Annotated in this window: 22 protein-coding genes, 1 tRNA gene and 1 pseudogene; 11 read left to right on the forward strand and 13 right to left on the reverse strand. The window is 63.1% G+C overall.

What is annotated here, in order from left to right; all coding sequences use genetic code 11:
• Nucleotide 1: 1 nt before the first annotated feature.
• Together fmt and def are read right to left on the reverse strand one after the other, a co-directional pair.
• Complete coding sequence (gene fmt / locus OUZ30_RS00410; RefSeq protein WP_266180178.1) at nt 2-940, reverse strand: methionyl-tRNA formyltransferase; 939 nt, start codon at nt 938-940, stop codon at nt 2-4.
• Nucleotides 937-1446 carry a peptide deformylase gene (def, locus tag OUZ30_RS00415; protein ID WP_266180179.1) on the reverse strand — a complete coding sequence of 170 codons (510 nt, stop codon included), beginning with the start codon at nt 1444-1446 and terminating at the stop codon, nt 937-939. Before def ends, fmt begins: the two co-directional genes overlap by 4 nt.
• Before the next feature lie 189 nt (nt 1447-1635).
• Here def and OUZ30_RS00420 point away from each other — a divergent pair, with 189 nt between their 5' ends.
• The 6 genes from OUZ30_RS00420 (at nt 1636) to purD (ending at nt 10380) form a co-directional block, all read left to right on the forward strand.
• Nucleotides 1636-2763, forward strand: a complete 1128-nt coding sequence (locus OUZ30_RS00420) for a LysM peptidoglycan-binding domain-containing protein (RefSeq protein ID WP_266180180.1) — start codon at nt 1636-1638, stop codon at nt 2761-2763.
• 92 nt (nt 2764-2855) lie between these two features.
• A complete protein-coding gene (gene dprA / locus OUZ30_RS00425) occupies nt 2856-3989 on the forward strand; it encodes a DNA-processing protein DprA (RefSeq protein ID WP_266180181.1) in 1134 nt (377 codons plus the stop codon).
• A gap of 125 nt (nt 3990-4114) precedes the next feature.
• Nucleotides 4115-6643, forward strand: coding sequence for a DNA topoisomerase I (locus tag OUZ30_RS00430; protein ID WP_266180182.1), 2529 nt, complete (start codon nt 4115-4117; stop codon nt 6641-6643).
• Nucleotides 6644-7216 (forward strand): L-threonylcarbamoyladenylate synthase type 1 TsaC, encoded by a 573-nt coding sequence (gene tsaC, locus OUZ30_RS00435; RefSeq protein WP_266180183.1) that lies wholly within the window; start codon nt 6644-6646, stop codon nt 7214-7216.
• 193 nt (nt 7217-7409) lie between these two features.
• Entirely contained in the window at nt 7410-8789 is a 1380-nt protein-coding gene (locus OUZ30_RS00440; protein ID WP_283255856.1) for an AMP-binding protein, read from the forward strand.
• Nucleotides 8790-9096: 307 nt separating this feature from the next.
• Complete coding sequence (purD, locus tag OUZ30_RS00445; RefSeq protein WP_266180184.1) at nt 9097-10380, forward strand: phosphoribosylamine--glycine ligase; 1284 nt, start codon at nt 9097-9099, stop codon at nt 10378-10380.
• A gap of 15 nt (nt 10381-10395) precedes the next feature.
• Here purD and OUZ30_RS00450 read toward each other — a convergent pair whose 3' ends face one another.
• Together OUZ30_RS00450 and OUZ30_RS00455 are read right to left on the reverse strand one after the other, a co-directional pair.
• Entirely contained in the window at nt 10396-10803 is a 408-nt protein-coding gene (locus OUZ30_RS00450) for an SRPBCC family protein (protein ID WP_266180185.1), read from the reverse strand.
• Between the two features lie 37 nt (nt 10804-10840).
• Nucleotides 10841-11167: a VOC family protein gene (locus OUZ30_RS00455; RefSeq protein ID WP_266180186.1), complete on the reverse strand. Its 327-nt coding sequence runs from the start codon at nt 11165-11167 to the stop codon at nt 10841-10843.
• A gap of 89 nt (nt 11168-11256) precedes the next feature.
• Between OUZ30_RS00455 and OUZ30_RS00460 the strand changes: the two genes are divergently transcribed.
• Nucleotides 11257-13131, forward strand: coding sequence for an MFS transporter (locus tag OUZ30_RS00460; RefSeq protein WP_266180187.1), 1875 nt, complete (start codon nt 11257-11259; stop codon nt 13129-13131).
• A 288-nt stretch (nt 13132-13419) separates the two neighbouring features.
• Here OUZ30_RS00460 and OUZ30_RS00465 read toward each other — a convergent pair whose 3' ends face one another.
• The 8 genes from OUZ30_RS00465 to OUZ30_RS00500 form a co-directional block, all read right to left on the reverse strand.
• Nucleotides 13420-14289: a regulatory signaling modulator protein AmpE gene (locus OUZ30_RS00465; RefSeq protein WP_266180188.1), complete on the reverse strand. Its 870-nt coding sequence runs from the start codon at nt 14287-14289 to the stop codon at nt 13420-13422.
• Between the two features lie 131 nt (nt 14290-14420).
• A complete protein-coding gene (gene nudC / locus OUZ30_RS00470; RefSeq protein ID WP_266180190.1) occupies nt 14421-15392 on the reverse strand; it encodes an NAD(+) diphosphatase in 972 nt (323 codons plus the stop codon).
• Between the two features lie 13 nt (nt 15393-15405).
• On the reverse strand, nt 15406-15783 hold the full coding sequence (gene erpA, locus OUZ30_RS00475) for an iron-sulfur cluster insertion protein ErpA (protein ID WP_266180191.1): 378 nt from the start codon (nt 15781-15783) through the stop codon (nt 15406-15408).
• Between the two features lie 46 nt (nt 15784-15829).
• On the reverse strand, nt 15830-16252 hold the full coding sequence (locus OUZ30_RS00480; protein ID WP_266180192.1) for a bactofilin family protein: 423 nt from the start codon (nt 16250-16252) through the stop codon (nt 15830-15832).
• Complete coding sequence (locus OUZ30_RS00485) at nt 16239-16991, reverse strand: DUF6776 family protein (RefSeq protein WP_266180193.1); 753 nt, start codon at nt 16989-16991, stop codon at nt 16239-16241. Before OUZ30_RS00485 ends, OUZ30_RS00480 begins: the two co-directional genes overlap by 14 nt.
• A gap of 120 nt (nt 16992-17111) precedes the next feature.
• Nucleotides 17112-17582 carry a bacterioferritin gene (bfr, locus tag OUZ30_RS00490; RefSeq protein WP_266180194.1) on the reverse strand — a complete coding sequence of 157 codons (471 nt, stop codon included), beginning with the start codon at nt 17580-17582 and terminating at the stop codon, nt 17112-17114.
• 143 nt (nt 17583-17725) lie between these two features.
• Entirely contained in the window at nt 17726-17926 is a 201-nt protein-coding gene (locus OUZ30_RS00495; RefSeq protein WP_266180195.1) for a (2Fe-2S)-binding protein, read from the reverse strand.
• Between the two features lie 75 nt (nt 17927-18001).
• Nucleotides 18002-18559 carry an RNA pyrophosphohydrolase gene (locus OUZ30_RS00500; RefSeq protein WP_266180196.1) on the reverse strand — a complete coding sequence of 186 codons (558 nt, stop codon included), beginning with the start codon at nt 18557-18559 and terminating at the stop codon, nt 18002-18004.
• A 186-nt stretch (nt 18560-18745) separates the two neighbouring features.
• On the opposite strand from OUZ30_RS00500, the gene OUZ30_RS00505 reads away from it, so the two are divergent.
• Nucleotides 18746-18822: transfer RNA gene (locus tag OUZ30_RS00505), tRNA-Met, on the forward strand.
• Between the two features lie 275 nt (nt 18823-19097).
• On the opposite strand, the pseudogene OUZ30_RS00510 reads toward OUZ30_RS00505, so the two are convergent.
• Nucleotides 19098-19406 (reverse strand): annotated as a pseudogene (locus tag OUZ30_RS00510) (IS66 family transposase); the annotation flags it as partial.
• 504 nt (nt 19407-19910) lie between these two features.
• Here OUZ30_RS00510 and dcm point away from each other — a divergent pair.
• Genes dcm through OUZ30_RS00525 form a run of 3 tightly spaced genes read left to right on the forward strand, consistent with a single transcriptional unit; the run spans nt 19911 to nt 22824 of the window.
• Complete coding sequence (dcm, locus tag OUZ30_RS00515; protein ID WP_283255857.1) at nt 19911-21182, forward strand: DNA (cytosine-5-)-methyltransferase; 1272 nt, start codon at nt 19911-19913, stop codon at nt 21180-21182.
• On the forward strand, nt 21182-21628 hold the full coding sequence (locus OUZ30_RS00520) for a very short patch repair endonuclease (protein WP_266180197.1): 447 nt from the start codon (nt 21182-21184) through the stop codon (nt 21626-21628). Before dcm ends, OUZ30_RS00520 begins: the two co-directional genes overlap by 1 nt.
• Nucleotides 21625-22824, forward strand: coding sequence for a type II restriction endonuclease (locus OUZ30_RS00525; RefSeq protein WP_266180198.1), 1200 nt, complete (start codon nt 21625-21627; stop codon nt 22822-22824). The genes OUZ30_RS00520 and OUZ30_RS00525 overlap by 4 nt, the downstream gene beginning before the upstream one ends.
• Nucleotides 22825-22992 lie beyond the last annotated feature (168 nt).

Raw genomic sequence — 22992 nt, forward strand, 5'->3', positions numbered from 1 at the left:
CTTAAGCGCGCCGCAGTTCGGGGCGTGCGTTGAGGTAGTCGACGGCGCCGATACGCTTGCCGCCGGCGCGCTGCAGCGCCGTGATGTGCAGGGCGCCCTGGCCGCAAGCGATCTCGATGCCGTCGCGGCCCGCGCTCAACACGCTGCCGGGTGCGGCGGCGTGTTCGCGGTCGCTGGCCTGCGCGGCCCAAATGCGCAAGGTTTCGCCGGCGACTTCGCCCTCGGCGACTGGCCACGGATCGAAGGCGCGCACCTGGCGCTCCAGCTCGATCGCAGCTCGGCTGAAATCCAGCCGCGCCTCGGCCTTGTCGAGCTTGTGGGCGTAAGTCACGCCCTCTTCCGACTGTGCGTGCGCCAGCAGGGATACGCCGGCCATCACCCGGTTCAGCCCCTCGGCCAGCACCTCGGCGCCGAGCGCGGAGAGACGATCGTGCAGCGTGCCGCCGGTGTCCTCGCGGCTGATCGGCGTGCGTCGCTGCAGCAGCACCGGCCCGGTGTCGAGACCAGCCTCCATCTGCATCAGGTCGACACCGCTCTCGGCATCCCCGGCCAGGATCGCGCGCTGGATCGGGGCGGCGCCGCGCCAGCGCGGCAGCAGACTGGCATGCACGTTCCAGCAACCCAGGCGCGGCATCGCCAGCACCTTGCGCGGCAGGATCAGGCCGTAGGCCACCACCACCATAAGGTCCGCGGCATAGGCGGCCAGCGTGGCCTGGACCTCGGCGGGCTTCAGTGACTCGGGCTGTTGCACCGGAAGGCCAGCCGCCAACGCCGCCTGCTTGACCGGGCTGGGCGTCAGCTTGCGGCCGCGGCCGGCCGGACGATCGGGTTGGGTATAGACCGCCACCACCTCGGCGCCGCTGCTGCGGCAGGCCTCAAGACAGGGAACGGAGAAGTCGGGAGTACCGGCAAAAACGATGCGGAATTTGCCGTGGCTCAAGCGCTGGCCGCCTGCTTGCGCTGCTTGTCCATGCGCTTGAGCAGCAACGAACGCTTCAATGGCGACAGGTAATCCACGAAGACCTTGCCGGCCAGATGATCCATCTCATGCTGGATGCATACGGCGAGCGGACCTTCGGCCTCGACCACGATCTCGTTGCCGTCCACGTCCTGCGCCTTCACCTTTACCTTGAGGGCGCGGGTGACGTCGGCATAGATGCCGGGGAACGACAGGCAGCCTTCCTGGTAGACCTGGGCGCCATCCTTCTCGACGATCTCGGCGTTGATCAGCGCCAGCGACTGGTTGCGCTCGTCGCTCATGTCGGCGACCAGTACGCGCTGGTGCACGTTGACCTGGGTGGCGGCAAGGCCCACGCCGTTGGCGGCGTACATGGTCTCGAACATATCGGCCACGAACTGCTTCAGCGCGGCGTCGAACACGCGCACGGGCTCGGCCTTCGTGCGCAGCCGGGGATCGGGAAATTCGAGAATGGACAAGACGGACATGACTTTTACCTCAGCGCGCAAATTGCGGGCGAATTGGTAAAAGCCAAGCCCGGGCGCGATCTAGAATGGGCCTTATTGTACGTCGCCAAGCTCGTGTCTGGCATGCCATTTTGCCAACTGGCTCCAGTTGCGTGGTTGAACTGTTCGGTTACACTCGCCCGAGCGTCGGGGGATGGGGGAATCCCGTTTATGATCAGAAAGTCCATTGGGCTGCTGGCCGGCATGCTGGTCACGGTGGCTGTTTACGCTGCGGGCGCGCAATTGCGTGCCGATCATCCAGATACCTATACGGTGCGAAAGGGCGACACGCTCTGGGCGATCTCCGCGCGTTTCCTGTCCAAGCCGTGGCTGTGGCCGGAAATCTGGCAAGCCAATCCGCAAGTACAGAACCCGCACCTGATTTATCCGGGTGACGTGCTCAACCTGTCCTTCATCAACGGTCCGCGCCTGGGCTTGCAGCCTCGCGTGCGTGTTGAACAGGATGCCGTTCCTGCCATTCCATTGTCCGAGCTGCGCATGTTCCTGAAGGAAATGCGCGTGCTTGATTCCAACGAAGTATCCGCCTTGCCTTACGTGGTGGGCTTCGAGGAGGCGGATCTGCGTGGAACGGTCGGGCGCAATGTTTATGTGCGCGACCTGCACGCCGAGCCGGGCCAACGGTTTGTGATCGTGCGTCCCAGCAATGTCTTCCGCAACTTCAACGCCAGTGCAGGGCGTGATAACGGCGCTGACCTGGTGGCCCATGAGCTAGACAGCAACGTATCCCTGGTACGGACGCCGTGGAAGGAAGATTTCCGCAATGACGGCCACTGGGGTCGCGGCCAGGAAGTCGGCACCGAGGTCAGCGTGATCGGCACGGCCGAAGTACTGCGCATGGGCGATCCGTCGACCCTGCTCTTGCTCGATTCCACCATGGAAATCCGCAAGGGTGACCGCATCATGCCGGTGGATGACAAGCCGTACGACCCTTACTTCTACCCGCACGCACCGAAGTCGTTGCCAGGCAATGCGCGTGTCATCGCCTTTGCCGATGCCTTCGACGCGGTTGGCCCGCGCCAGGTGGTGGCACTGAATATCGGTGCACAGGACGGCGTGGACAACGGCCAGACCTATTCGATCTACCAGCCGGGCGAGACCGTTCCCGACGACGTGGCCAGCAACAGCTGGAATCGCGGCACCGGTCACAGCGTGACGCTGCCACAGGAATTCGTGGGTCACGTGATGGTGTTCCGTACCTTTGACCACGTCAGCTATGGCCTGATCATGGATGGCCTGCGCCCGGTGCACAGGCAGGACAAGCTCGAACTGCCGGAATAAACCCGTCGCTCAGCAGTGAGCGGCAGGGGACGACAGAACGGCGCGGTCATCACCGCGCCGTTTCTGTTTGGGTCGCCGCCTAAAGTCCACCGATGGACGAAACGGATGACGGCAATGCCTGGCGCCCCTGGCTGATCCTGCTGCGAACGCCCGGATTGGGTCCCGGTGGCCTGCGCGAGCACCTGGCTGCGCACCAGGGCAGCATCGAGGCGGTGCTGGATACGCTGCACCGGCAGGCCGCCACTCTCACCGAAGAAGCGCGCGCCTGGCTGATGCGACCTGACGAAACACGTCTGGCCGCTGATCTGGCCTGGCTGGCCGAACCCGATCACCGCTTGCTGTGCTGCCTCGACGCGGACTTCCCGCCGCTGCTGGAAACCATTCCCCAGCCGCCCGCGGCTTTGTTCGTGGCGGGTGACCCAAGTCTCCTGTTGCATCCGCAGATAGCGATCGTCGGCGCGCGGAGCGCAAGCCTGAGCGGCAGGACCGATGCCCGGGCGTTCGCTCGCGAACTGGGACTGGCGGGCTTCACCATCACCAGCGGCATGGCCGATGGTATCGACGGGGCAGCGCATCTGGGCGCCTTGGACGCCGAACTGCCCACGGTGGCAGTGATCGGCACGGGGCCGGATCGGGTCTATCCCCGCAAGCACCATGGGCTGGCCAGGCGAATCGCTCAGCACGGCGCCCTGGTCAGCGAGTTTCCGCCGGGGACGCCGGCCCGTAGCGACCACTTCCCCCGCCGCAATCGCCTGCTCTCCGGGCTGTCACTGGGCACCCTGGTGGTGGAGGCTGGATTGAGATCGGGCTCGCTGATCACCGCACGGCTGGCAGCCGAACAGGGACGCGAGGTGTTCGCCTTGCCCGGTTCCATACATAATCCGCTCGCCCAAGGGTGCCATCGGCTGATCCGCGATGGTGCGCGGCTGGTAGAAGGCGTCAGTGAGATCGTGGAGGCGCTTGCGCCTGCAGCGCTCGCACTGGGCCGCGAACTGGCCAGCCGGCTCGATCTTGAGCCGTTTGAGACAGGTCGTTCGGCTGCGGCGGCAGATCCCGCCGGCCAGGCTGTGCTAAATGCCCTCGGTCATGGGCCGATAGCGCTGGATGAGCTGGCTGCGTCCACCGGACAGGCTGTCGCCTTGGTGTCGTCGCTGCTGCTGATACTGGAGCTCGACGGTCGGGTCGAAGCCTTGCCTGGCAACCGTTACCAGCGGTTGCCGGACTGAGCCAAAGCCGCTCTACACCGCGTTTTCACATGGTCCAGCTTGACGTCGTCGAGCCGCCATGCCTTTAACTAGATAGAGAGACCAGCCCGGACGGGCCTGGCCATTGATGGCGGATACCGAGTTACATGGCAAAAAACCTGCTTATCGTCGAGTCGCCGGCCAAGGCGAAGACGATCAACAAATACCTCGGCAAGGACTTCCACGTCCTGGCCTCCTACGGTCACGTGCGTGACCTCAAGCCGAAGGAGGGGGCGGTCGATCCCGAGCATGGCTTTGCCATGGCCTACGAGGTGATCGAGCGCAACGAGAAGCACGTCGACGCCATCGCCAAGGCTGCCAAGCAGGCCGACGACATCTATCTGGCGACCGACTTGGATCGCGAAGGTGAGGCGATCTCCTGGCATATCAGCGAGATCCTGAAGGAGCGTGGCCTCACCGCGGGCAAGCGCCTGCACCGGGTGGTGTTCTCCGAGATCACGCCCAAGGCAATCAAGGCTGCCGTGGCCCAGCCGCGCCAACTCTCGCATGACATGGTCGACGCCCAGCAGGCGCGCCGCGCCCTGGACTACCTGGTCGGCTTCAACCTCTCGCCGGTGCTGTGGCGCAAGGTGCAGCGCGGCCTTTCCGCCGGCCGCGTGCAGAGCCCGGCCCTGCGCATGATCGCGGAGCGCGAGGAAGAGATCGAAGCCTTCGTCGCCCGCGAGTACTGGAGCGTCGAAGCCGCGCTGCGCCATCCCGAAGGTGACTTCACTGCCCGCCTCACCAAGTTGAACGGCAAGAAGTTCGAGCAGTTCGACCTCACCAACGAGCACGACGCGCTGGCCGCGCGCGCGGCGCTGAAGGAGGCCGCCCATGGCCGCCTCACCGTCAGCGACGTCGGCAGCAAGGAGCGCAAGCGTCGCCCGGCGCCGCCGTTCACCACCTCCACCTTGCAGCAGGAGGCAGCACGCAAGCTGGGTTTCTCCACCAGCCGCACCATGAAGATCGCGCAGGGTTTGTACGAAGGCGTATCACTCGGCAGCGAGGGCACCGTCGGCCTCATCACCTATATGCGTACCGACTCGGTCGCATTGTCCGAAGACGCCGTGACCGAGATGCGCGAGCTGATCGCGCGCGACTTCGGCGCCAAGGCGCTGCCGGATCATCCGCAGGTCTACAAGTCCAAGTCCAAGAACGCCCAGGAAGCGCATGAGGCGATCCGTCCGACCTCGGCCTTGCTGACGCCGCGCGAGGTGTCGGGCTTCCTCAACGAGGAACAGCGCAAGCTGTACGAGTTGATCTGGAAGCGCACCATCGCTTGCCAGATGATCCACGCCACGCTCAACACCGTGTCGGTGGAGTTCGCGCTGCCGCATGTGGCGGGGGGCGACGCCTCATTCCGCTCCACCGGTACCACCGTGGTCGATCCGGGCTTCCTGGCTGTCTACGAGGAAGGTCGCGACCAGAAGGGCGCCGATGACGACGACGAAGGTCGTCGCCTGCCCAAGCTGGCCGTGGGCGAGCAGATAGCCCTGCACGACATCCAGGCCGACCAGCATTTCACCGAGCCGCCGCCGCGCTACTCCGAAGCAAGCCTGGTCAAGGCGCTGGAAGAGCACGGCATTGGCCGTCCGTCGACCTATGCCAGCATCATCCAGGTGCTGCTGAACCGCGAATACGTGTTCCTCGACAGCCGGCGCTTCAAGCCGACCGACGTGGGCCGTGCGGTGAGCAAGTTCCTCACCGCGCATTTCACCCGTTATGTCGACTACGACTTCACCGCCAAGCTCGAAGACGAACTCGATGCGGTGAGCCGCGGCGAAGAAGCCTGGGTGCCCCTGATGGAGCGCTTCTGGGTGCCTTTCAAGCAGCAGGTGGACGAGAAGACCGAGTCGGTCGATCGCAGCGAAGCCACCGGCGCGCGCGAGCTGGGCGCCGATCCGAAGACCGGCAAGCCGGTGTCGGTGCGCCTGGGTCGCTATGGCGCGTATGCGCAGATCGGCGACAAGGACCAGGACGAGAAGCTGCAGTTCGCTTCACTGCGCCCGGGCCAGAGCATGCACACCATCGCACTGGCGGATGCGCTGGAGCTGTTCAAGCTGCCGCGCACGCTGGGCCAGGCCGAGAACGGCGATGAAGTGAGCGTAGGTGTGGGTCGTTTCGGTCCGTTCGTGAAGCAGGGCAGCACCTATGCCTCGCTGAAGGCCGAGGATGACCCGTATACGATCGAACTGCCGAGGGCCCTGCAGATCGTGCAGGAGAAGCTCGAGATGCTGGCCAATCGCATCATCACGGACTTCGGTACCGGCGTGCAGGTGCTCAACGGTCGCTATGGTCCGTACATCACCGATGGCGAAAAGAACGCCCGCATCCCCAAGGACCAGGAGCCCAAGGAGCTGACCGAGGCGCAATGCCTTGAGCTGCTCGCGGCGGCGCCGGTCAAGAAGGGGCGCGGGGCGTTCAAGAAGACGGCCGCCAAGAAAGCCGCGGCCAAGAAGGCGCCGGCCGAGAAGAAGGTCCCGGCCAAGAAGGCTCCCGCCAAGACCACCGCCAAGAAAGCGGCAACCAAGAAAACGGCTAGCAAGAAGACCGCAGCCAAGAAGACGGTGGCCAAGAAAACCGCCACCAAGAAGGCTGCCAGCAAGAAGACGGCGGTCACCCGGGCCGGCGCCTGAGTGCTGGCCCGATTTACCCTGTCTGAAGTGGATGCCGCCGCCGCGCTGATGCGTCGCGGCGGCGTACTCGCCTACCCCACCGAAGCGGTTTATGGGCTGGGTTGCGATCCGCACGACCAGGGGGCCTTCGAGCGTCTGTTCGCGCTCAAGCAACGTCCGCCCACCCAGGGCGTGCTGCTGATCGCGTCCGACTTCGCCCAGGTCGAGCCTTATATCGATCTCCCCGCCGTGCCAGCCGCCGTGCTGGCCCAGGTGCGTGAAAGCTGGCCGGGGCCGTACACCTGGATCTTCCCGCGCTCGCCGCAGGTGCCTGAATGGGTGGCCGGCGCCCATGCCGGGATTGCCTTGCGAGTGACCGCGCACGCGCCCGCCGCCGCCCTGTGCCGCGCTTTCGGCGGCGCCCTGGTGTCGACCAGCGCCAACCCCCATGGCGAGCCACCGGCCCAGTCAGCGGCCATGGTGGAGGGGTATTTCGGCCACGCGCTGGATGGGGTGCTCGACGCCCCTCTTGGCGACCAGAAGCGTCCCACGATCATCCGCGACGCTCTTTCCGGCGCTATCATCCGCAAGTAATTGGGGCCCGCCGCCGGCCAGTTTTTGCCGGAAGGATGAACGGTCTCCACACGCCACGAGTCGCCGGTAGGGGCAGATTCAGTGGTCACCCTGAGGATGGGGAACCTCGTGGGCTCTCGTTTTTTGACCGTCCGCAGCTCGGACCGGCGCCATCCGGCCGGTCGCCGGGCAGATTGCCGTTGTGGAGTAAGACTTGGCTATCGTTTACGAAATCTGTCGGCAGGAACAGGCGGCGCTTAGGCTGCCCTTGCTTGCGGCTGAGCATCCACAGCGCACGGTGGCGTGGCGGCAGGGCAAGGCTGTCAGTGCGGAAGCGTTTCTCGCCCATGTGCATGAAGTCGCCGGGCTGCTGCCGCCGGCCGCTACCGCGGTCAATCTATGCGAGGACCGTTACGCTTTCCTGGTCGCCTTCTGCGCCATCGCACTGCGTGGTCAGGCCAACCTGCTGCCCTCCTCGCGTGCTTTTCAGGCAGTTGAAGATGTCATGGCGGCTCACCCGGGCTGTTACGCCGTGGGCGAGCTGGCGCTCGACACACCGCCGCCGCATTACCGGCAACTTCCGGCGCTGTCGGCCCAGCCTGTGGCCGGCGAACCTTTCGCGGTACCGTCGATTCCCGCCGAGCAGGTGGTAGCCATCGGCTACACCTCCGGTTCGACCGGCGTACCCAAGGGCACGATCAAGACCTGGGGCGACTTCCAGGCCAGCACCGGCGGCAACCAGCGCATGCTGCAGGCCATGGTTGGCACTAGTTTCAACCTTGTCGCCACCGTGCCACCGCAGCATACCTACGGCATCGAGATGTCGGTGCTGCTGCCCTTGCTGGGCGACGTGGCTGTGCATGCTGGGCGCCCGTTCTTTCCGGCTGACGTGGCCACTGCGCTGGCCGAGGTACCCGCGCCACGCGTGCTGGTGACGACGCCCGTGCATCTGCGCGCGCTGATCGAATCCGGCGTGTCGTTGCCGCCGATGGCCGCCATGCTCTCCGCCACCGCGCCGATGCCGTTGGACCTGGCGCAGAAGGCCGAGGCGCACTTTGGCGCGCCCTTGCTGGAAGTGTTTGGCTCGACCGAGACCTGCGCTTTCGCCAGTCGTCGCGTTACCGCCGATGAATTGTGGACCCTGTACGACGACGTGCTTCTGCATCCGCAGCCCGACGGCACCCAGGTGCGCGCGCCCCAGCTGGCGCAACCGATGACGCTGGCTGACATCGTCACCCTGCACGACGGCGGCCGTCGTTTCCGGCTATGCGGTCGCCATGCCGATCTGTTGGAAATTGCCGGCAAGCGCGCCTCACTGGGCGATCTCACCCATCGTTTGCTGGCGATCCCTGGCGTGCGGGATGGCGTCGTCTTCCAGCTGGACGACAGCGACGCGCTGGGTGTGCAGCGCATCGCCGCCCTGGCCGTGGCGCCGGATCTGGACGAACACAGCATCATCGAGGCGCTGCGTCGGGCCGTCGATCCGGTCTTCCTGCCGCGTCCGCTGACCCTGGTCGATGCCCTGCCCCGCAACGAAACCGGCAAGCTGCCGCGCCACCGACTGCTTGCGCTGATGGGGCACGAACCGGCCTGAGCGTGCCGGTTCCTGGTGGCGGCTCGGCGATCGCATGAGGCCGAACACTAAGGTCTTTATCGATCCCTGGTACCGGCCGATAGAGTCACTTCCAGCCCCTCCCCCAACGTCCCAAGGCCGCATTCCAGACGCGTGCGGACGAGTCGAAACCCAAGCCTGAAGCGCAGGAGGGGGTGACTGGGGAATGAACGCGGCGAGGTCGTGTTGGCGAAGGCAGTCCCGGTTTCGGGTCGTTCCCGGCCGGTGCGCCGCTACAATGTCGCACTGCGCCAAACGGCACGCATCACCTTAAGCAAGCGGAGCAAGCATGAAAGTCCTGGTCATCGGCAGCGGCGGGCGCGAACACGCGCTGGCGTGGAAGCTCAAGCAGTCGGTTCGCGTCAGCGAAGTGATTGTCGCTCCCGGCAATGCAGGCACGGCCCGTGAGAAAGGCGTGCGCAATGCGGACATCGCCGTCACGGATCTGGAAGGGCTGCTCAAGCTGGCCAAGGATGAAAAGATCGCCCTCACCGTGGTGGGCCCCGAGGTGCCGCTGGTCGCTGGCGTCGTGGACAAGTTCCGCGCTGCCGGTCTGCGCTGCTTCGGTCCGCGCGCGATCGCCGCGCAGCTGGAGGGTTCCAAGGCCTTTGCCAAGGACTTCCTGCACCGCCACAACATCCCCACGGCGCACTATGCGGTGTTTACCGAGCTCCACCCGGCGTTGGCCTATGTGCGCCAGCACGGTGCGCCCATCGTCATCAAGGCCGATGGTCTTGCCGCTGGCAAGGGCGTGGTGGTGGCACTCACGCTGGCCGATGCAGAGCAGGCGCTGCACGACATGCTGGGCGCGCATGCGTTTGGCGATGCCTCCGCCCGCGTTGTGATCGAGGAGTTCCTCGACGGCGAGGAAGCCAGCTACATCGTGATGAGCGATGGCCAACATGCGCTGCCGATGGCCAGCAGCCAGGACCACAAACGTCGCGACGAAGGCGACATGGGCCCGAATACGGGTGGCATGGGCGCCTATTCGCCCGCACCGGTGGTGACGCCCGAGGTCGAGCGCCGCATCCTCAAGGAAGTCATCGAGCCGACGCTGCACGGCATGGCGATGGAAGGCGCACCGTTCATCGGCTTCCTCTACGCCGGCCTGATGATCGACAAGAGCGGCGCGCCCAAGGTCATCGAGTTCAACGTGCGCTTTGGTGACCCGGAAACGCAGCCGATCATGTTGCGCCTGAAGTCCGACCTGGTCGAGCTGATCGAGGCCGCGCTGGACGGCGAGTTGCATCACACCCATGTGCATTGGGACGCCCGCCCCTCCATCGGTGTCGTGATGGCCGCCGGCGGCTACCCGGGCAAGGTGCACAACGGAGATGTCATCACGGGTCTCGACAGCGACTTCGGTGCTGATGTGAAGGTGTTCCACGCCGGCACCCAACTCGATGCGCACGGTCACGTCATTACCGCGGGTGGCCGCGTGCTTACGGTCTGCGCACTGGGCAAGGACATCGCGGCGGCGCGCGAACACGCCTACGCCGCGGTTGGCAAGATCCATTACGAAGGCGCGTTCTGCCGCCGCGATATTGCTTATCGCGCGCTTCGTCGCGCCTGACTCGCGGTCGCTTGGTCAGGGACGCTCCGCGGCTTCCCTGAGCGATAGCAGCACATCAGCGAAATCGCCGGTGACCATGGGGCCGATCTCGCTCGCGAGCGGCCCGGTGATGCGGGTGCTATAGGTGATGCGGGTAAGACCCGAGGCCAGCGGTTCGATGCGATGGGCCACGATCACGCGCGTGTCATCGATGACCGTCTCGTCCGTGAAGCCTTGGTTTTCCACGACCGCCGTCAGCGTGCTGACAAAGGCGTCGGTTCCCGGTGGCTGCATCGTGAACGTCGTGCCCTCGACGAAGGGACCGTGCAGCTCGATGTGTTCGATGCCCGCATTCCACGCCTTCCATCCGGGCACGTCGGCAAACAGCTGCCAGAGTCGCGCCGGCGTCGCATGGGTTTCGATGCATGCTTCGTGGGTCCACATGGGCGGAGCTCCTTGGGTCGGGGTTCGGCAACACGCGTCAGCGGGCGCGCAGATTGAAGACAAAACCGTAAGGGTCGCGGACATAGCAGCGCGGCACGGAAGGATCTTCTTCCTGCACCGTGCAACGCTCCGCGACTAGCCGTGCCTTCGCCGCGATGAGGTCGTCGACCAGCAGCTCGAAGACCGGCCCGTGCGCTTCGCCCCGTTCGACATAGAGGCAAAACGAACCAGTTTCGAAGCCAACGAGATGGTCGCTCCGGTAACTTACCTGCAAGCCGAGCACGGAGCCGTAGAACGCCGTGGCCTGGTCCCAGGCCTCGGTGCGCAGGATCACTTCGCGGGTGGATCGAAAGGTGTCAGCCATGGCGATGACCCTCGTGGCGGCGGCGCGTTGAGCGACGGCGCTCACTCTACGCTGGTAGGCTTGGCGGCGACTCAACGCCCGAGCCCCGCATGAGCCAGTTCAACCTGCTTGGAAGCCGCCGCTTCGCCCCTTTCTTCTGGACGCAGGCGCTGGGTGCCTTCAATGACAATGCGTTCCGCAACGCCTTGATCATGCTGGTCGCGTTCCAGATGGGGCTGGATGACAAAACGGTGTCGCTGTATACGAACCTCGCGCCCGCGTTGTTCATCATCCCGTTCTTCCTGTTCTCCGCCACCGCGGGGCAGCTGGCGGAGAAATACGAGAAGACGCGCATCATCCGTATCGTAAAGCTGTTCGAAATAGGCGCGATGCTGCTGGCGGCAGTCGGCTTCTACACCCATCACACCACCCTGCTGCTGATCGTGCTGTTCCTGATGGGACTGCACTCCACCACGTTCGGGCCGATCAAGTACGCCATCCTGCCCCAGGCGCTGAAGCCCGAGGAACTGGTCGGTGGCAACGGCCTGGTGGAGATGGGTACGCAGATGGCCATGCTGATCGGCATGATCGTCGGCAATTCGCTGATGCTGATTGCCGGCTATGGGCCGATCCTCGCCTCGAGCGCGACGATCCTGATCGCGGTACTGGGGTACCTCGCCAGCCGGCGCATTCCGGCCGCGCCGGCCACCGCGCCCGACCTCGTCTTCAACTGGAATCCCTTCACCGAAACCTCGCGCGTGCTCGCCATCACGCGTGAGGACCGCAGGGTATTCAATGCGGTGCTGGGCATCTCATGGTTCTGGTTCTTCGGCACCGTGCTGGTGGCGCAGTTGCCCGGCTACACGCGCGTGAACCTGGGCGGCGACGGCTCGGTCAACACCCTGGTGCTGACCTTGTTTTCCATCGGCACGGGCGTCGGCGCGCTGTTGTGCGAGCGCATGTCGGGACGACGCGTGGAAGTGGGGCTGGTTCCCTTGGGCGCGTTCGGCCTGACCGCCTTCGGCATCGATCTCTATGCCGCGCACCCCGGTGTGGCTACCGCGCATGGATTGGATTGGCTGGCCTTTCTGCGTAGCACGGGCAGTTGGCGCATCGCCTTCGATCTCACCATGATCGGCGTCTTCGCCGGCTTCTACGTGGTGCCGCTGTTTGCCTTCGTGCAGGCGCGTACGCCACGTGATCGCCTGTCGCGCGTGATTGCGGGCAACAATATTCTCAACGCCTTGCTGATCTGCCTGGCCGCGGGCTTCGGCTTGGCGCTGGGGGCCATGGGTTTCACCGCGGTGCAGATCTTCCTCGCCGCGGCGCTGCTCAATGTCGTGGTGGCCGCCTACATCTTCATCCTCGTGCCCGAATTCCTGATGCGCTTCATCACCTGGGTACTGGTGAACATCTTGTATCGGGTGCGCGTGGATGGGCTGGAGCAGATTCCTGAAGAAGGTCCGGCGCTGCTCGTGTGCAACCACGTCAGCTTCATGGACCCGCTGCTGCTCATGGCCAACCTGCGACGGCCTGCGCGCTTCGTCATGTACTACAAGATCTTCAACATTCCGTTGCTGAAGTTTGTGTTCCACACCGCCAAGGCGATTCCCATTGCGGGACACAAAGAAGATCCCGAGGTGTTGCAGCGGGCTTATGACGACGTGGATGCGGCGCTGGTGGACGGTGAGTTGGTCTGCATTTTTCCAGAGGGTGGCCTCACGCGTGATGGCGACATTGCGCCTTTCCGACAAGGCGTTGCGCGCATCCTCGAGCGCCGTCCCGTGCCGGTCGTGCCGCTGGCATTGCGCGGACTATGGGGCAGCGTGTGGAGCCGACGCGATTCGATGCTGCATCGCGCGCGTCTGCCGCGCCGCTTTCGTGCGCGAGTGGAACTGGTGGCAGGCGCCCCGCTGGCACCGGCGGAGGCGCGTACGGAGGCATTGGAGGCGCGCGTGCGTGAACTGCGCGGGGACTTCGCCTAAGAGCCTGTTCAAAATCGCCGGATCCGCGTCGGGTTATCCCAAGGCGTTGCTTAGTCCCGAGTCGCCACCCCAGTTACCTCACCGTCATCCCCGCGAAGGCGGGGATCCAGTGACTTTCGTTCTTATGTCACGTTGAAGCAAAAGCCAAAGGCGCTGGATGACCAGCCCTACGGCTGTTGAGAAGCGCCTCCCGCCTTCGCGGGGATGACGGCCCAGGAAGAGAGGCGCGAACGTCTAGCTCTTGCAGAGAAATTGACGAGGCGCTACGTGGCCTGATCGCCGTCTGGCTCAGCTCATCCACCCAGCCAACACAATCACCGCCACCACGCTAAGCCAAGCCAGCAAGGCGCGCAGCAGCGCACCACGCAGGCGTATCAATTCGGCGATAGGGTCGCAGCGTTCCTCGGCGTAGCCGTCGCCGGCTTCGATGTCGACCTGCACATCCGCGCGCGCCGCGGCGCCCAGAAAGCCTGGGCCTTCCACGTACCAGCCATGCGGCGACTGCTGTAGGTGCCAGCGTTTCCAGGCGCCGATCACCGCATCCCAATGACCAACCAGGGCCAGTGTGAACACCATCAGCTGCGCAGGCAGCCAGTCCGCCATGTTCGCGAATGCGTGCGCCGATGCGCGTGCCTGCGGGTCCACACGCAGCGTTTGGTCGCGGCCTAACGTCTGCGCCAGGCGATAGAGCAGCGCACCCGCGGGGCCCAGCAGGAAAAACCACAGCAAGACGCCGAAGCGACGACGTAACGCCGCATAAGCCGTTGCCTCGCCGAGCGCGATGGCGTGCCACACCACCGGTTCACCATCGTCGGAAAGCGCCTGTGCGGCAGCCTCGCGAGAGGGTTGGTCGGCGGCCTTTAGGATGGCTTCCAGGTCCGCCTCGAACGCGTGCGGACCAAAGCAGTACAGCAACACCACCAGCGAAAAGATCAGGCGCAGCAGGTCGGCGCCCGGGAGCAGGCTGATCAGCCAGATCGCCAAGAGGCAAAGCACCACAGGTACACCCAGCGTCACAGCGACGCGTGCCGGCCCGCCGGTATCCCCAAGCTGCGCTACCCAGCGGCGGAATCCGCCATCGCCGCGCCAATGCGCCAGCTGTGGCATCACATGCAGAAGACCGAGTGCGATGAGGGCGGTAAGCAGGCTGACAGCCATGGATCCAGCGCTCCGAATGAGTGGCGGCATTGTAGGGCAAGGTCAGCGAATAGCGCGGCACCTGGGAGATGACAGGTTGGCGACACAAGGCGACGCGTACGCATCGACCGCGCTAGCGATCGCGGCAGGACTCAGCGCTTCGTTTGCGCGATCAGCGCGTCGAGGTCGAGCCCGGCGCGTTGCTGCAGCCAATGCGCCAGCAAGTGGTAGGACACCGACAACCGCAACGAGGGCAGGAAGCTTCCATCGGCAAGTCCGTCGACGATGTCCTGGGGCGTAAACCAGCGCGCCTCTTCCAGTTCGTGATCGCGCAGGCGAATGGTGCGTGACACGGCGGTGGCGGTGAAGCCCACCATCAGCGATTGCGGCAGCGGCCACGGCTGGGAGGAGTGATAGTGCACCTCGCCCACGATGACGCCCGACTCCTCGGCCACTTCGCGTCGCACGGCGTCTTCCAGCGCTTCACCGGGCTCGACAAAACCGGCCAGCGTTGAATAACGGCCCTTCGGCCAGCCAGCCTGACGGCCCAGCAGGCAGGCGCCTTCGTGTTCCACGATGACAATCACGGCAGCATCGGTGCGCGGGAAATGCACCCGCCCGCAAGCGGCATTGGTGCACTGCGCGCGATGGCCAGAGGCCACCAGGATCACCGGCGCGCCGCAGTGCGCGCAGAAGCGCGTTTCGCGCTGCCAGTGCGCCAAGCCCTTGGCATAAGCAAACAAGCCGGCCTCGTCGGCGGGCAATTGCAGGCCGACGTCGCGCAAGCCGGCGCGGCGCGCGCCCAACTTGCTCTCCAGTTCACCCGCCCGTTCGGCGTCGTCCAGGGCCAGCAGGAAATGCGGCCGCTCCCCGGCAAAGCCGAGAAACGTCGCCTTGAGCTCGCCCAGCAAGTGTTCGCGCTCGCCGCTATCGAGCCAGCGCAGTGCTTCGTGATCGGGCAACAGGTAGGTCTGGCCCAGCGCATCCAGCAGCAGGTAGCGGGCATGCTCCGAGTTCGCCTGCTCGTTCACCCACAGGGACTCGTCGCGCCGCTCGGCGACCCGGTCAAGGATCAGGCTTAGTCCCGCGAAGGTATTGAGGCGCGGCAAGCGGGTGCGTTCCATGCCCGGGCGATGCTCAGGCAGAAAAGGATGAACCGCAGCCGCAGGTGCTCTTGGCGTTGGGGTTGCGGATGACGAACTGCGAGCCGCTGAGGCTTTCCGAGTAGTCGATCTCGGCGCCGGTGAGATATTGCAGTGACAACGGATCGACCAGCAAGGTGACGCCTTCCCGATCGAGCGCAAAATCGTCCTCAGCCTGGGCTTCATCGAACGTGAAACCGTACTGGAAGCCGGAACAGCCACCGCCCGTGATGTACACGCGCAACTTCAATTCCGGGTTGCCCTCTTCGACGATCAGCTCGTGCACCTTGCGGGCAGCGGCCTCAGTGAAGACCAGCGGCGCACCGGCGCTGCGGTAGTCCGGGACAGTGGGAAAGGGGATGACGGTATCCATGGGGTTCTAATGGGGGCACAGCGGCTGAGGCGCAAGCATAGCGCGATCAGGCCGGCACCACCTCGACGCCAGCCAGCTGCGGTGCAGGAAGCTCTCGCAGCAGTTCCACCGCGTGATGGCTCATGCGGCCGTTGACCTGGGCGCCGGCGGCCATTTCCAGCGTCCGGTAGTTCACGTCGCCGGTGATGCGGGCCTGGGGTGCCAGTTCAAGCCGCTCGCCGGCATGGATGTCGCCCAGCACCTCGCCATTGATGATGGCGTGCGGCACGCGGATCTCGCCCTGCACGACACCGTTCTCGCTCAGCGTGAACACGGCATGCTCCTCATCCGCCAGCACCGTGCCCTCGATGCGGCCATCCAGGTGCAGCGCACCGCTGAAGCGTACGTCGCCCCGGATCACCGTGCCGCGTGCAATCAGGCTGGTGTCGTGGCTGCTGGGCGATCGGTCGGCGCGCTTACGGTTGAGCATCCTGTTCTCCTTGGGTCGGGGTGAGGTGGCCAGACAGCGCATCGCTCCATGTCACGGTCCGGCTGACGGCTTCGTCACCCGCCGGCTGGCCCTGGATCAGCAAGCGCGTGGGGCGGAAATCGGCGGGCAACACGATGGTGCCATGCAGCTGTTGGAAGTATTTGAAACGGAAAGGCATGCCGCCGCTTTGCGCGGCGTCGCCGAGCGCGGCCCAGTCGAGCCGCACCACCTTGTCGCCACGCAGGCCTTCGACGCTGATGGTGGCGGTACCGGTCACGTCTTCGCCGCGCTTGGCGTTCTGGGTGAGGCTGATAGTGATATTCCAGGCTTGCGAGTTGGCCACGGGCTGGAGCCGCACTTCCTGCACCTTGAGTCCTTCGCGCTGGGCATCACCACCGGTGAGGCGCGAGTAGAAGCCCAAGTCGGCGCGCAAGCCGCTGATCTCCTCTTCTCGTTCCGCCAGGGTCTGGCGCAGCGAGCGGGTGGCGATATCCCCTACTTGGTTGGCGCGCTGCAGGTTGGCGACCTGCTGCTTGAGATCGTCATTTTCCTTGGTCAGCGCCTTGAGCTGCCTTTGCTCCTTGGCGGCCGGCGTCGTACGGCGCACCGTGGCGCCAACGATCAGCGCCACCAGCAGCAGGCTGATTAGCCAGGCCGCAGCCAGCCACAGCACGCGCCGACGCCGCCCGGCCGCGTCAAGCGGCCGAACCACGAATCGCGGTGGTGGGCGTGAAGCCATGCACGGCCTTCCCAGGAAAAGGCAAGGTATAGCGGTGCCGTGGCAAGAGCGTCAAGGAACGGGACCACGCTTCAGGCGTAGGGCAGGCGGGCCACGGAGGCTTCGCCTGCCCGTAGGCAGTCAGCTATCCATCTTGCTCTGCAAGTAGCGCTCGGCGCTGATGTCCTTGACCAGGCTGAACTGGGTTTCCAGCCAGTCGATATGCTCTTCTTCGTCGTGCAGGATGTCTTTGAACAGGTCGCGGCTGATGTAGTCGGCAATGCCTTCGCTGTAGGCGATGGCTTCGCGGAGATCCTTCACTGCCGCCAATTCCAGCTCGAGGTCGCCCTTCAAGCATTCCAGCGCATTCTCGCCGATGCGCAGCTTGCCCAAATGCTGCAGATTCGGCAGACCATCCAGGAAAAGAATGCGCTCGATCAGATGATCGGCGTGCTTCATTTCCTCGATTGATTCCTTGTACTCATGCTCGGCCAGTTCGCCGTAACCCCAGTCCTTGTACATGCGGTAATGCAAGAAGTACTGGTTGATGGCGGTCAGCTCGTTGTAGAGCACCTTGTTGAGGAACTCGATGACCTTGGCGTCGCCCTTCATGAGAAGTCTCCTTGCGGTTCCAGCAGGCGACTATACGTCGTCCCGACAAGGGCTGACGAAACGAGAATTGCTATGGATTGCCCATAGCAAAACGCGCGGCCAAGGCCACGCGCTGAAGGGTCTAACGCAGGTTCGAAGCCGACTCAGGCGACAGCAAGAATCGGCAGCGTGAACGCCACTTGGGCGACCGCCTGATCGAGCGTGGCGCGCGCCTCCTGCTCGCAGCAGCCGCAACAGTCGGAACACCCCGTGCGGGACTGCAGCTCGGCAAAACTTTGCACGCCATCGGCCGCGGCGCGGCGGATGTCATGGTCGGTAACGGCGTTGCACATGCAGATATACATGGCACATATGGGAACGCAAATGCGAATGATTGTCAACACATCGCCCGGCGACCCCAGGCGGCCTTCGCCTTGGGTTCAGGCAGCGGCCCAACCTTTGCGGGGGGGGTTGTTGGCATCGTGCTCGCCACGCTGGGGCAGCTCGCCCACCTGGACGCTGAGCAGGGACTCGACCAGCGGCGCGAACTGGCGCAGCGCCCGTTCGTACACCTGGCGCTTGAAATTGACCACATGCGAGGCCGGGTACCAGAAATCCACCCAGCGCCACAGATCAAACTCGGGCTTCTCACAGGCGTCCAGGCGCAGCGCATTCTCTTCGCCTACGAGACGCAGCAGGAACCACACCTGTTTCTGGCCAATGCAGGTCGGGCGCTGGTGGTGGCGCACATAGCGGCTCGGCAGGCGGTAACGCAGCCAGCCACGGGTGGCGCCAATCACCTCCACATGGTGCGGCGCGAGCCCGGTTTCCTCTTCGAGCTCGCGGTACATCGCTTCCAGCGGCGTCTCGTCGCTGCGCATGCCGCCCTGGGGAAACTGCCAGCCATCACGATTGACGCGGCGAGCCCAGAACAGTCGGCCGTCTGCATTAAGCAGCACGATGCCCACATTCGGACGGTAGCCATCAACGTCAATCATGTCGCCTCCTGAGGCTGCTGGCGCGACTAAAATACGCGCGTCCAGAACACCTTAGCTGGGGTTGATTCAACCACAGCGCAGGAAGTGGCGGCAAGCGAAACACTTGAACCGAAAGGCAGGGGCCATTAGACTGCCGGGCCCCGCCTGGTCGACGTCACGTCGACGACAGCGCCGGGCGGCACCCAAGGCTATGTAGCTCAGCCGGTTAGAGCACAGCACTCATAATGCTGGGGTCGGTGGTTCGAGTCCACCCATAGCCACCATGAAATTAACGCCCCTGCGAATTGGTAAGTTATTGATTCTCAGGGTAAGTCGTTCGCCAATCCCCATCTTTTTTGATGATTTCTTTGGTGCTCTCCAAGCGTCGAGTTTTTCGTGCGCGCGGTTTGAGCCCTGTTCGTGCCCTATCCGATGAGTCACAAAATCACGTGTCAACTTTTTGGCATCGAGCGCAAATCACGGCCACGATCCGCCCGTTTCTGGGCACTGATGCGTAAGCGTCCGGCCACGCCACATGGCGTGACGTAAGCCGCTCCGGTTAGGTGGGCGGAAGCAACGAGTCGATGTCGCGGTCTTTCGTGGTTGGGAGGCGCGTGAGCATGTCGGTGAGCCGCGCATGGGAATCCAGACCGTTGGCTTTGGCCGTGGCCAGCAAGCTCATGATCGCCGCGGCACGCTTGCCGGAAGTCTCCGATCCAGCGAAGAGCCAGTTCTTGCGCCCCAACGGAATCGGGCGGATCGCGTTCTCGATCGGGTTGTTGTCGATCGGGTAGTCGCCATTATCGACGTATCGCACGTGTGCGGCGTCCCAGCGCCGCGAGGTGTAATCGAAGGTTGCACCAGCGTTTTGGCGGTCGCATCGCCATCGCTTTGGAGCTGGCCAAGGGGACGGTGGTGTGGGCCACAGTGACCTGGTTGGTTGATGCCATACCTTCACCCTCCCCGACAGCAATGCTGCTGAGAATCGGGGCCGAAATGTGCGGCTGCGCGGCACGCTGCAAAAAACGCCACGGCGTCCCATTGAGATCGCACCTAGGGCGAATAGTCCAATAATTGTATGAAAATAAGCCTTTTTCCCCGTATCTTGCCTATAGCCTCATACGCCAGATATGGCAATCAAGAGCGAATTGCCCACCGTCCTGAAACATTCGGGGGCGCTATCGTGGCTAGGTTTTGGGCAGCCTCTCAAAGTTTTTGTCGCTAGGCATAAGAAAGTTAGTTTTTGAGGCAAATGTAGAGTTCCTGAGGCAAAAAAACTCACTTTCGAGGCAGTTCGACGGGTCAAGTCGTCGATTTGGGGAGCTGTGGGAAATCCCTAGCCTCTGGGTCAAAAAGTAGACATACTGTCCGCATGTCATCCCATGAGACGACTGCTGTGCACACTACGCATGATCTGCTTTTAAGGGTGCGCGAGCGGCTGACCCAAGCCGACATTGCCCACCGCCTTGGTCGAACCATACGAACCGTTTCGCGCTGGGAGAACAAGGCGACTTCATGTCCCCTGATGCTCGGACCGGTGCTGGCAAACATGCTGGAAGAGAAGAACATGGCAGAAAAGCCCGAGTCGAAATTTACTTTCATTGATCTTTTTGCCGGCATTGGCGGCACGCGCCTAGGCTTCGAGGCGGCTGGCGGCGAGTGCGTCTTCACCAGTGAGTGGAATGAGTGGAGCAAGAAGACCTACATCAGGAACTTCGGCGAGGGGCACAACTTTGCCGGGGACATCACGCAGGTCGACGCGCACGACATTCCAGACCACGATGTTCTGGTGGGTGGTTTCCCCTGTCAGCCGTTTTCGCTGGCCGGTGTAAGCAAGAAAAACTCGCTCGGCCGTGCCCATGGATTTGAATGCACCACTCAAGGGACACTCTTTTTCGACATCCAGCGGATCATTGAGGCCAAACGCCCCAAGGCGTTCCTGCTGGAGAACGTTAAAAACCTGCTGAGCCACGACAAGGGCAACACATTCCGGGTCATCAAGGATGTGCTCGAAAACAAGCTTGGCTACAAGATCGACTACAGGGTCATCGACGGCCAGCATTGGGTGCCCCAGCACCGCGAACGAATACTGATTGTCGGGTTCCGGGAGGCCACGGACTTCACATGGGATGATCTTCGAGTGCCCAAGCAAGGCCCTTCCATTGACACCATTCTGCATCCACAGGACGGCAGCGAAGTGGCTGAGAAACACTACACGATGGGACCGGATGCAAAGGTCAGCCCAAAGTACACGTTGACAGCCAATCTCTGGTCATACCTGCAGAACTACGCGGCCAAGCATGCAGCCGCCGGCAATGGATTTGGCTTCGGCCTGGTCAGGCCGGGTGATGATCACCATACCCGGACGTTGTCCGCGCGCTATCACAAGGACGGCAGCGAGATCCTGATTCATCAACCGCGCAAGCGACCCCGGCGCCTGACCCCAAGGGAATGCGCACGGCTGATGGGTTTTCCGGAATGGTTCGAGAGCCCGGTCAGCGATACCCAGGCCTATCGCCAGTTTGGTAACAGCGTGGTGGTGCCAGTCATTGCAGAAGTCGCCCGGATCATGGCACCCCGAATTCTAGAGCTGAAGCAGGCAGAGGAAAGCGGCGTGCACCAGGAGCGTCTACTCGTTGCCTGATGGCTGATGTTGTCGACCAGGTTACGCGGAGCCGGATGATGTCCGGCATTCGTGGCAAGGACACAAAACCCGAATGGATTGTTCGGCGGGGACTCCACGCCATGGGCTTCAGGTTCCGGTTACATGTCCGCGACTTGCCTGGGCGGCCTGATCTCGTACTGCCCAGATACAACGCGGTCATCTTCATTCATGGGTGTTTCTGGCACGGGCATAACTGCCGACTGTTTAGGTGGCCCGCGAGCCGCCCCGACTTCTGGCGAGAAAAAATCGAGGGCAACAGGCAAAGGGATGTCCGTGCTTTGTACGACCTGGATTCCACGGGCTGGCGTATAGCGGTAGTCTGGGAATGCGCTCTACGGAGCAAAGGGGGGGGGATGGAGTCTGTCATAGAACGGCTGGCTGCTTGGCTTAAGAGTGACTCGTCGAGCGTGGAATTCAAGGAATGAAACGGGGATATCTTTCCGAGTACTTTGACGGGGTGGCCATCAAACGGCTTGCTGCGGTGGACATCGACGTTACCCGCTCCCACCAGCACGAGATCGGCACCGTTAAAGCGATGAGGTCCTTCATGGGCCTGCCCGTATTTACTGAAAGGTGGCCCACACGTTTCATCTATATGGATGATGAGAGTGACGAACCACTTTCAGAGGAAGCGACAGTCACTTACTACGACGTCCGCGCCAAGAATCCTGACCGCAGCCCCGAGCCAAGATTCTATTTCCCAACTACTCAGGTAACCCAGAGCGCCAGCGTTGGGGACTTGCTAGTGATTGCAAAATGTAAGGATGGAAGGCTTCTTTTCATCTTTGCTGAGAACGAGTCGAGCGCGGCCCGACAGCTTGAGTGGCTGTTTGGATTCTCGGATGACCTGTTTCCAACCTTCTCAGTACGGTCTGAACTTGAAACAGAGAAGGACCGTATTGGGTTATCGGCCACCTTTATCCTGGAAACCATCGGTGTAGAAGTTGTAAGGTCAAACGACACGTTTCTTGACGAGATGCTTCGCAGGTTCAACGGGTCCTTTCCGAATACCCGTCAATTTTCGGAATTTGCGCGCGAGAGTCTTGGCGACGTCGATCCTAGGGATGACCCGGATGGTGCACTGATGGCCTGGATGGAGCGGGAGGAAATTCTGTTCCGTACGCTTGAGCGCCATTTCCTTGCGGACTGGCTGCAACACAGTTTCAGGGGTGATGTCGATGACTTCATGAAGACATCGCTTTCGGTTCAGAACAGACGCAAGAGCAGGGTCGGCTACGCACTGGAGAACCACTTCGAAGTAATCCTCCAGTCGTTTGGCAAGCGATATCAACGTACCGTGGTTACGGAAAACAAGGCAAAGCCCGACTTTCTTTTTCCAAGCCAGATGGACTATCAAAATCCGGAGTTCCCTGCCGATCAACTCTTCATGCTCGGAGTCAAGAGCACCTGCAAGGACCGGTGGAGGCAGGTCCTCTCCGAAGCGGACCGCATTTCCAGAAAGCATCTCATGACACTCGAAAGTGCAATCAGCGAAAACCAGACGGAAGAGATGAAAGCCAAGAACCTTCAACTTGTCGTCCCGCGATCGGTCCAGGGGAGTTATAAGACCTCCCAAACTGACTGGCTGATGGACTTGAGCACCTTCTTGAAGTTGCTCTAGATGTGATGCGGCGGACGGTCCGTGGAATGTCTGGTAGCTAGGCAACATCTCGAAGCAATCATCTGAGGTTGAGACGGCTTGCGAGAGCGCATGGCTCGTGATCAGTTGCGGGGGGGGTAACCAGTGGAACATTTAGGCATAGCTTTGTCTGCCCGCGAATGTGAGATG

It is taken from the genome of Dyella humicola, from assembly GCF_026283945.1.
Classification (GTDB): Bacteria; Pseudomonadota; Gammaproteobacteria; order Xanthomonadales; family Rhodanobacteraceae; genus Dyella; species Dyella humicola.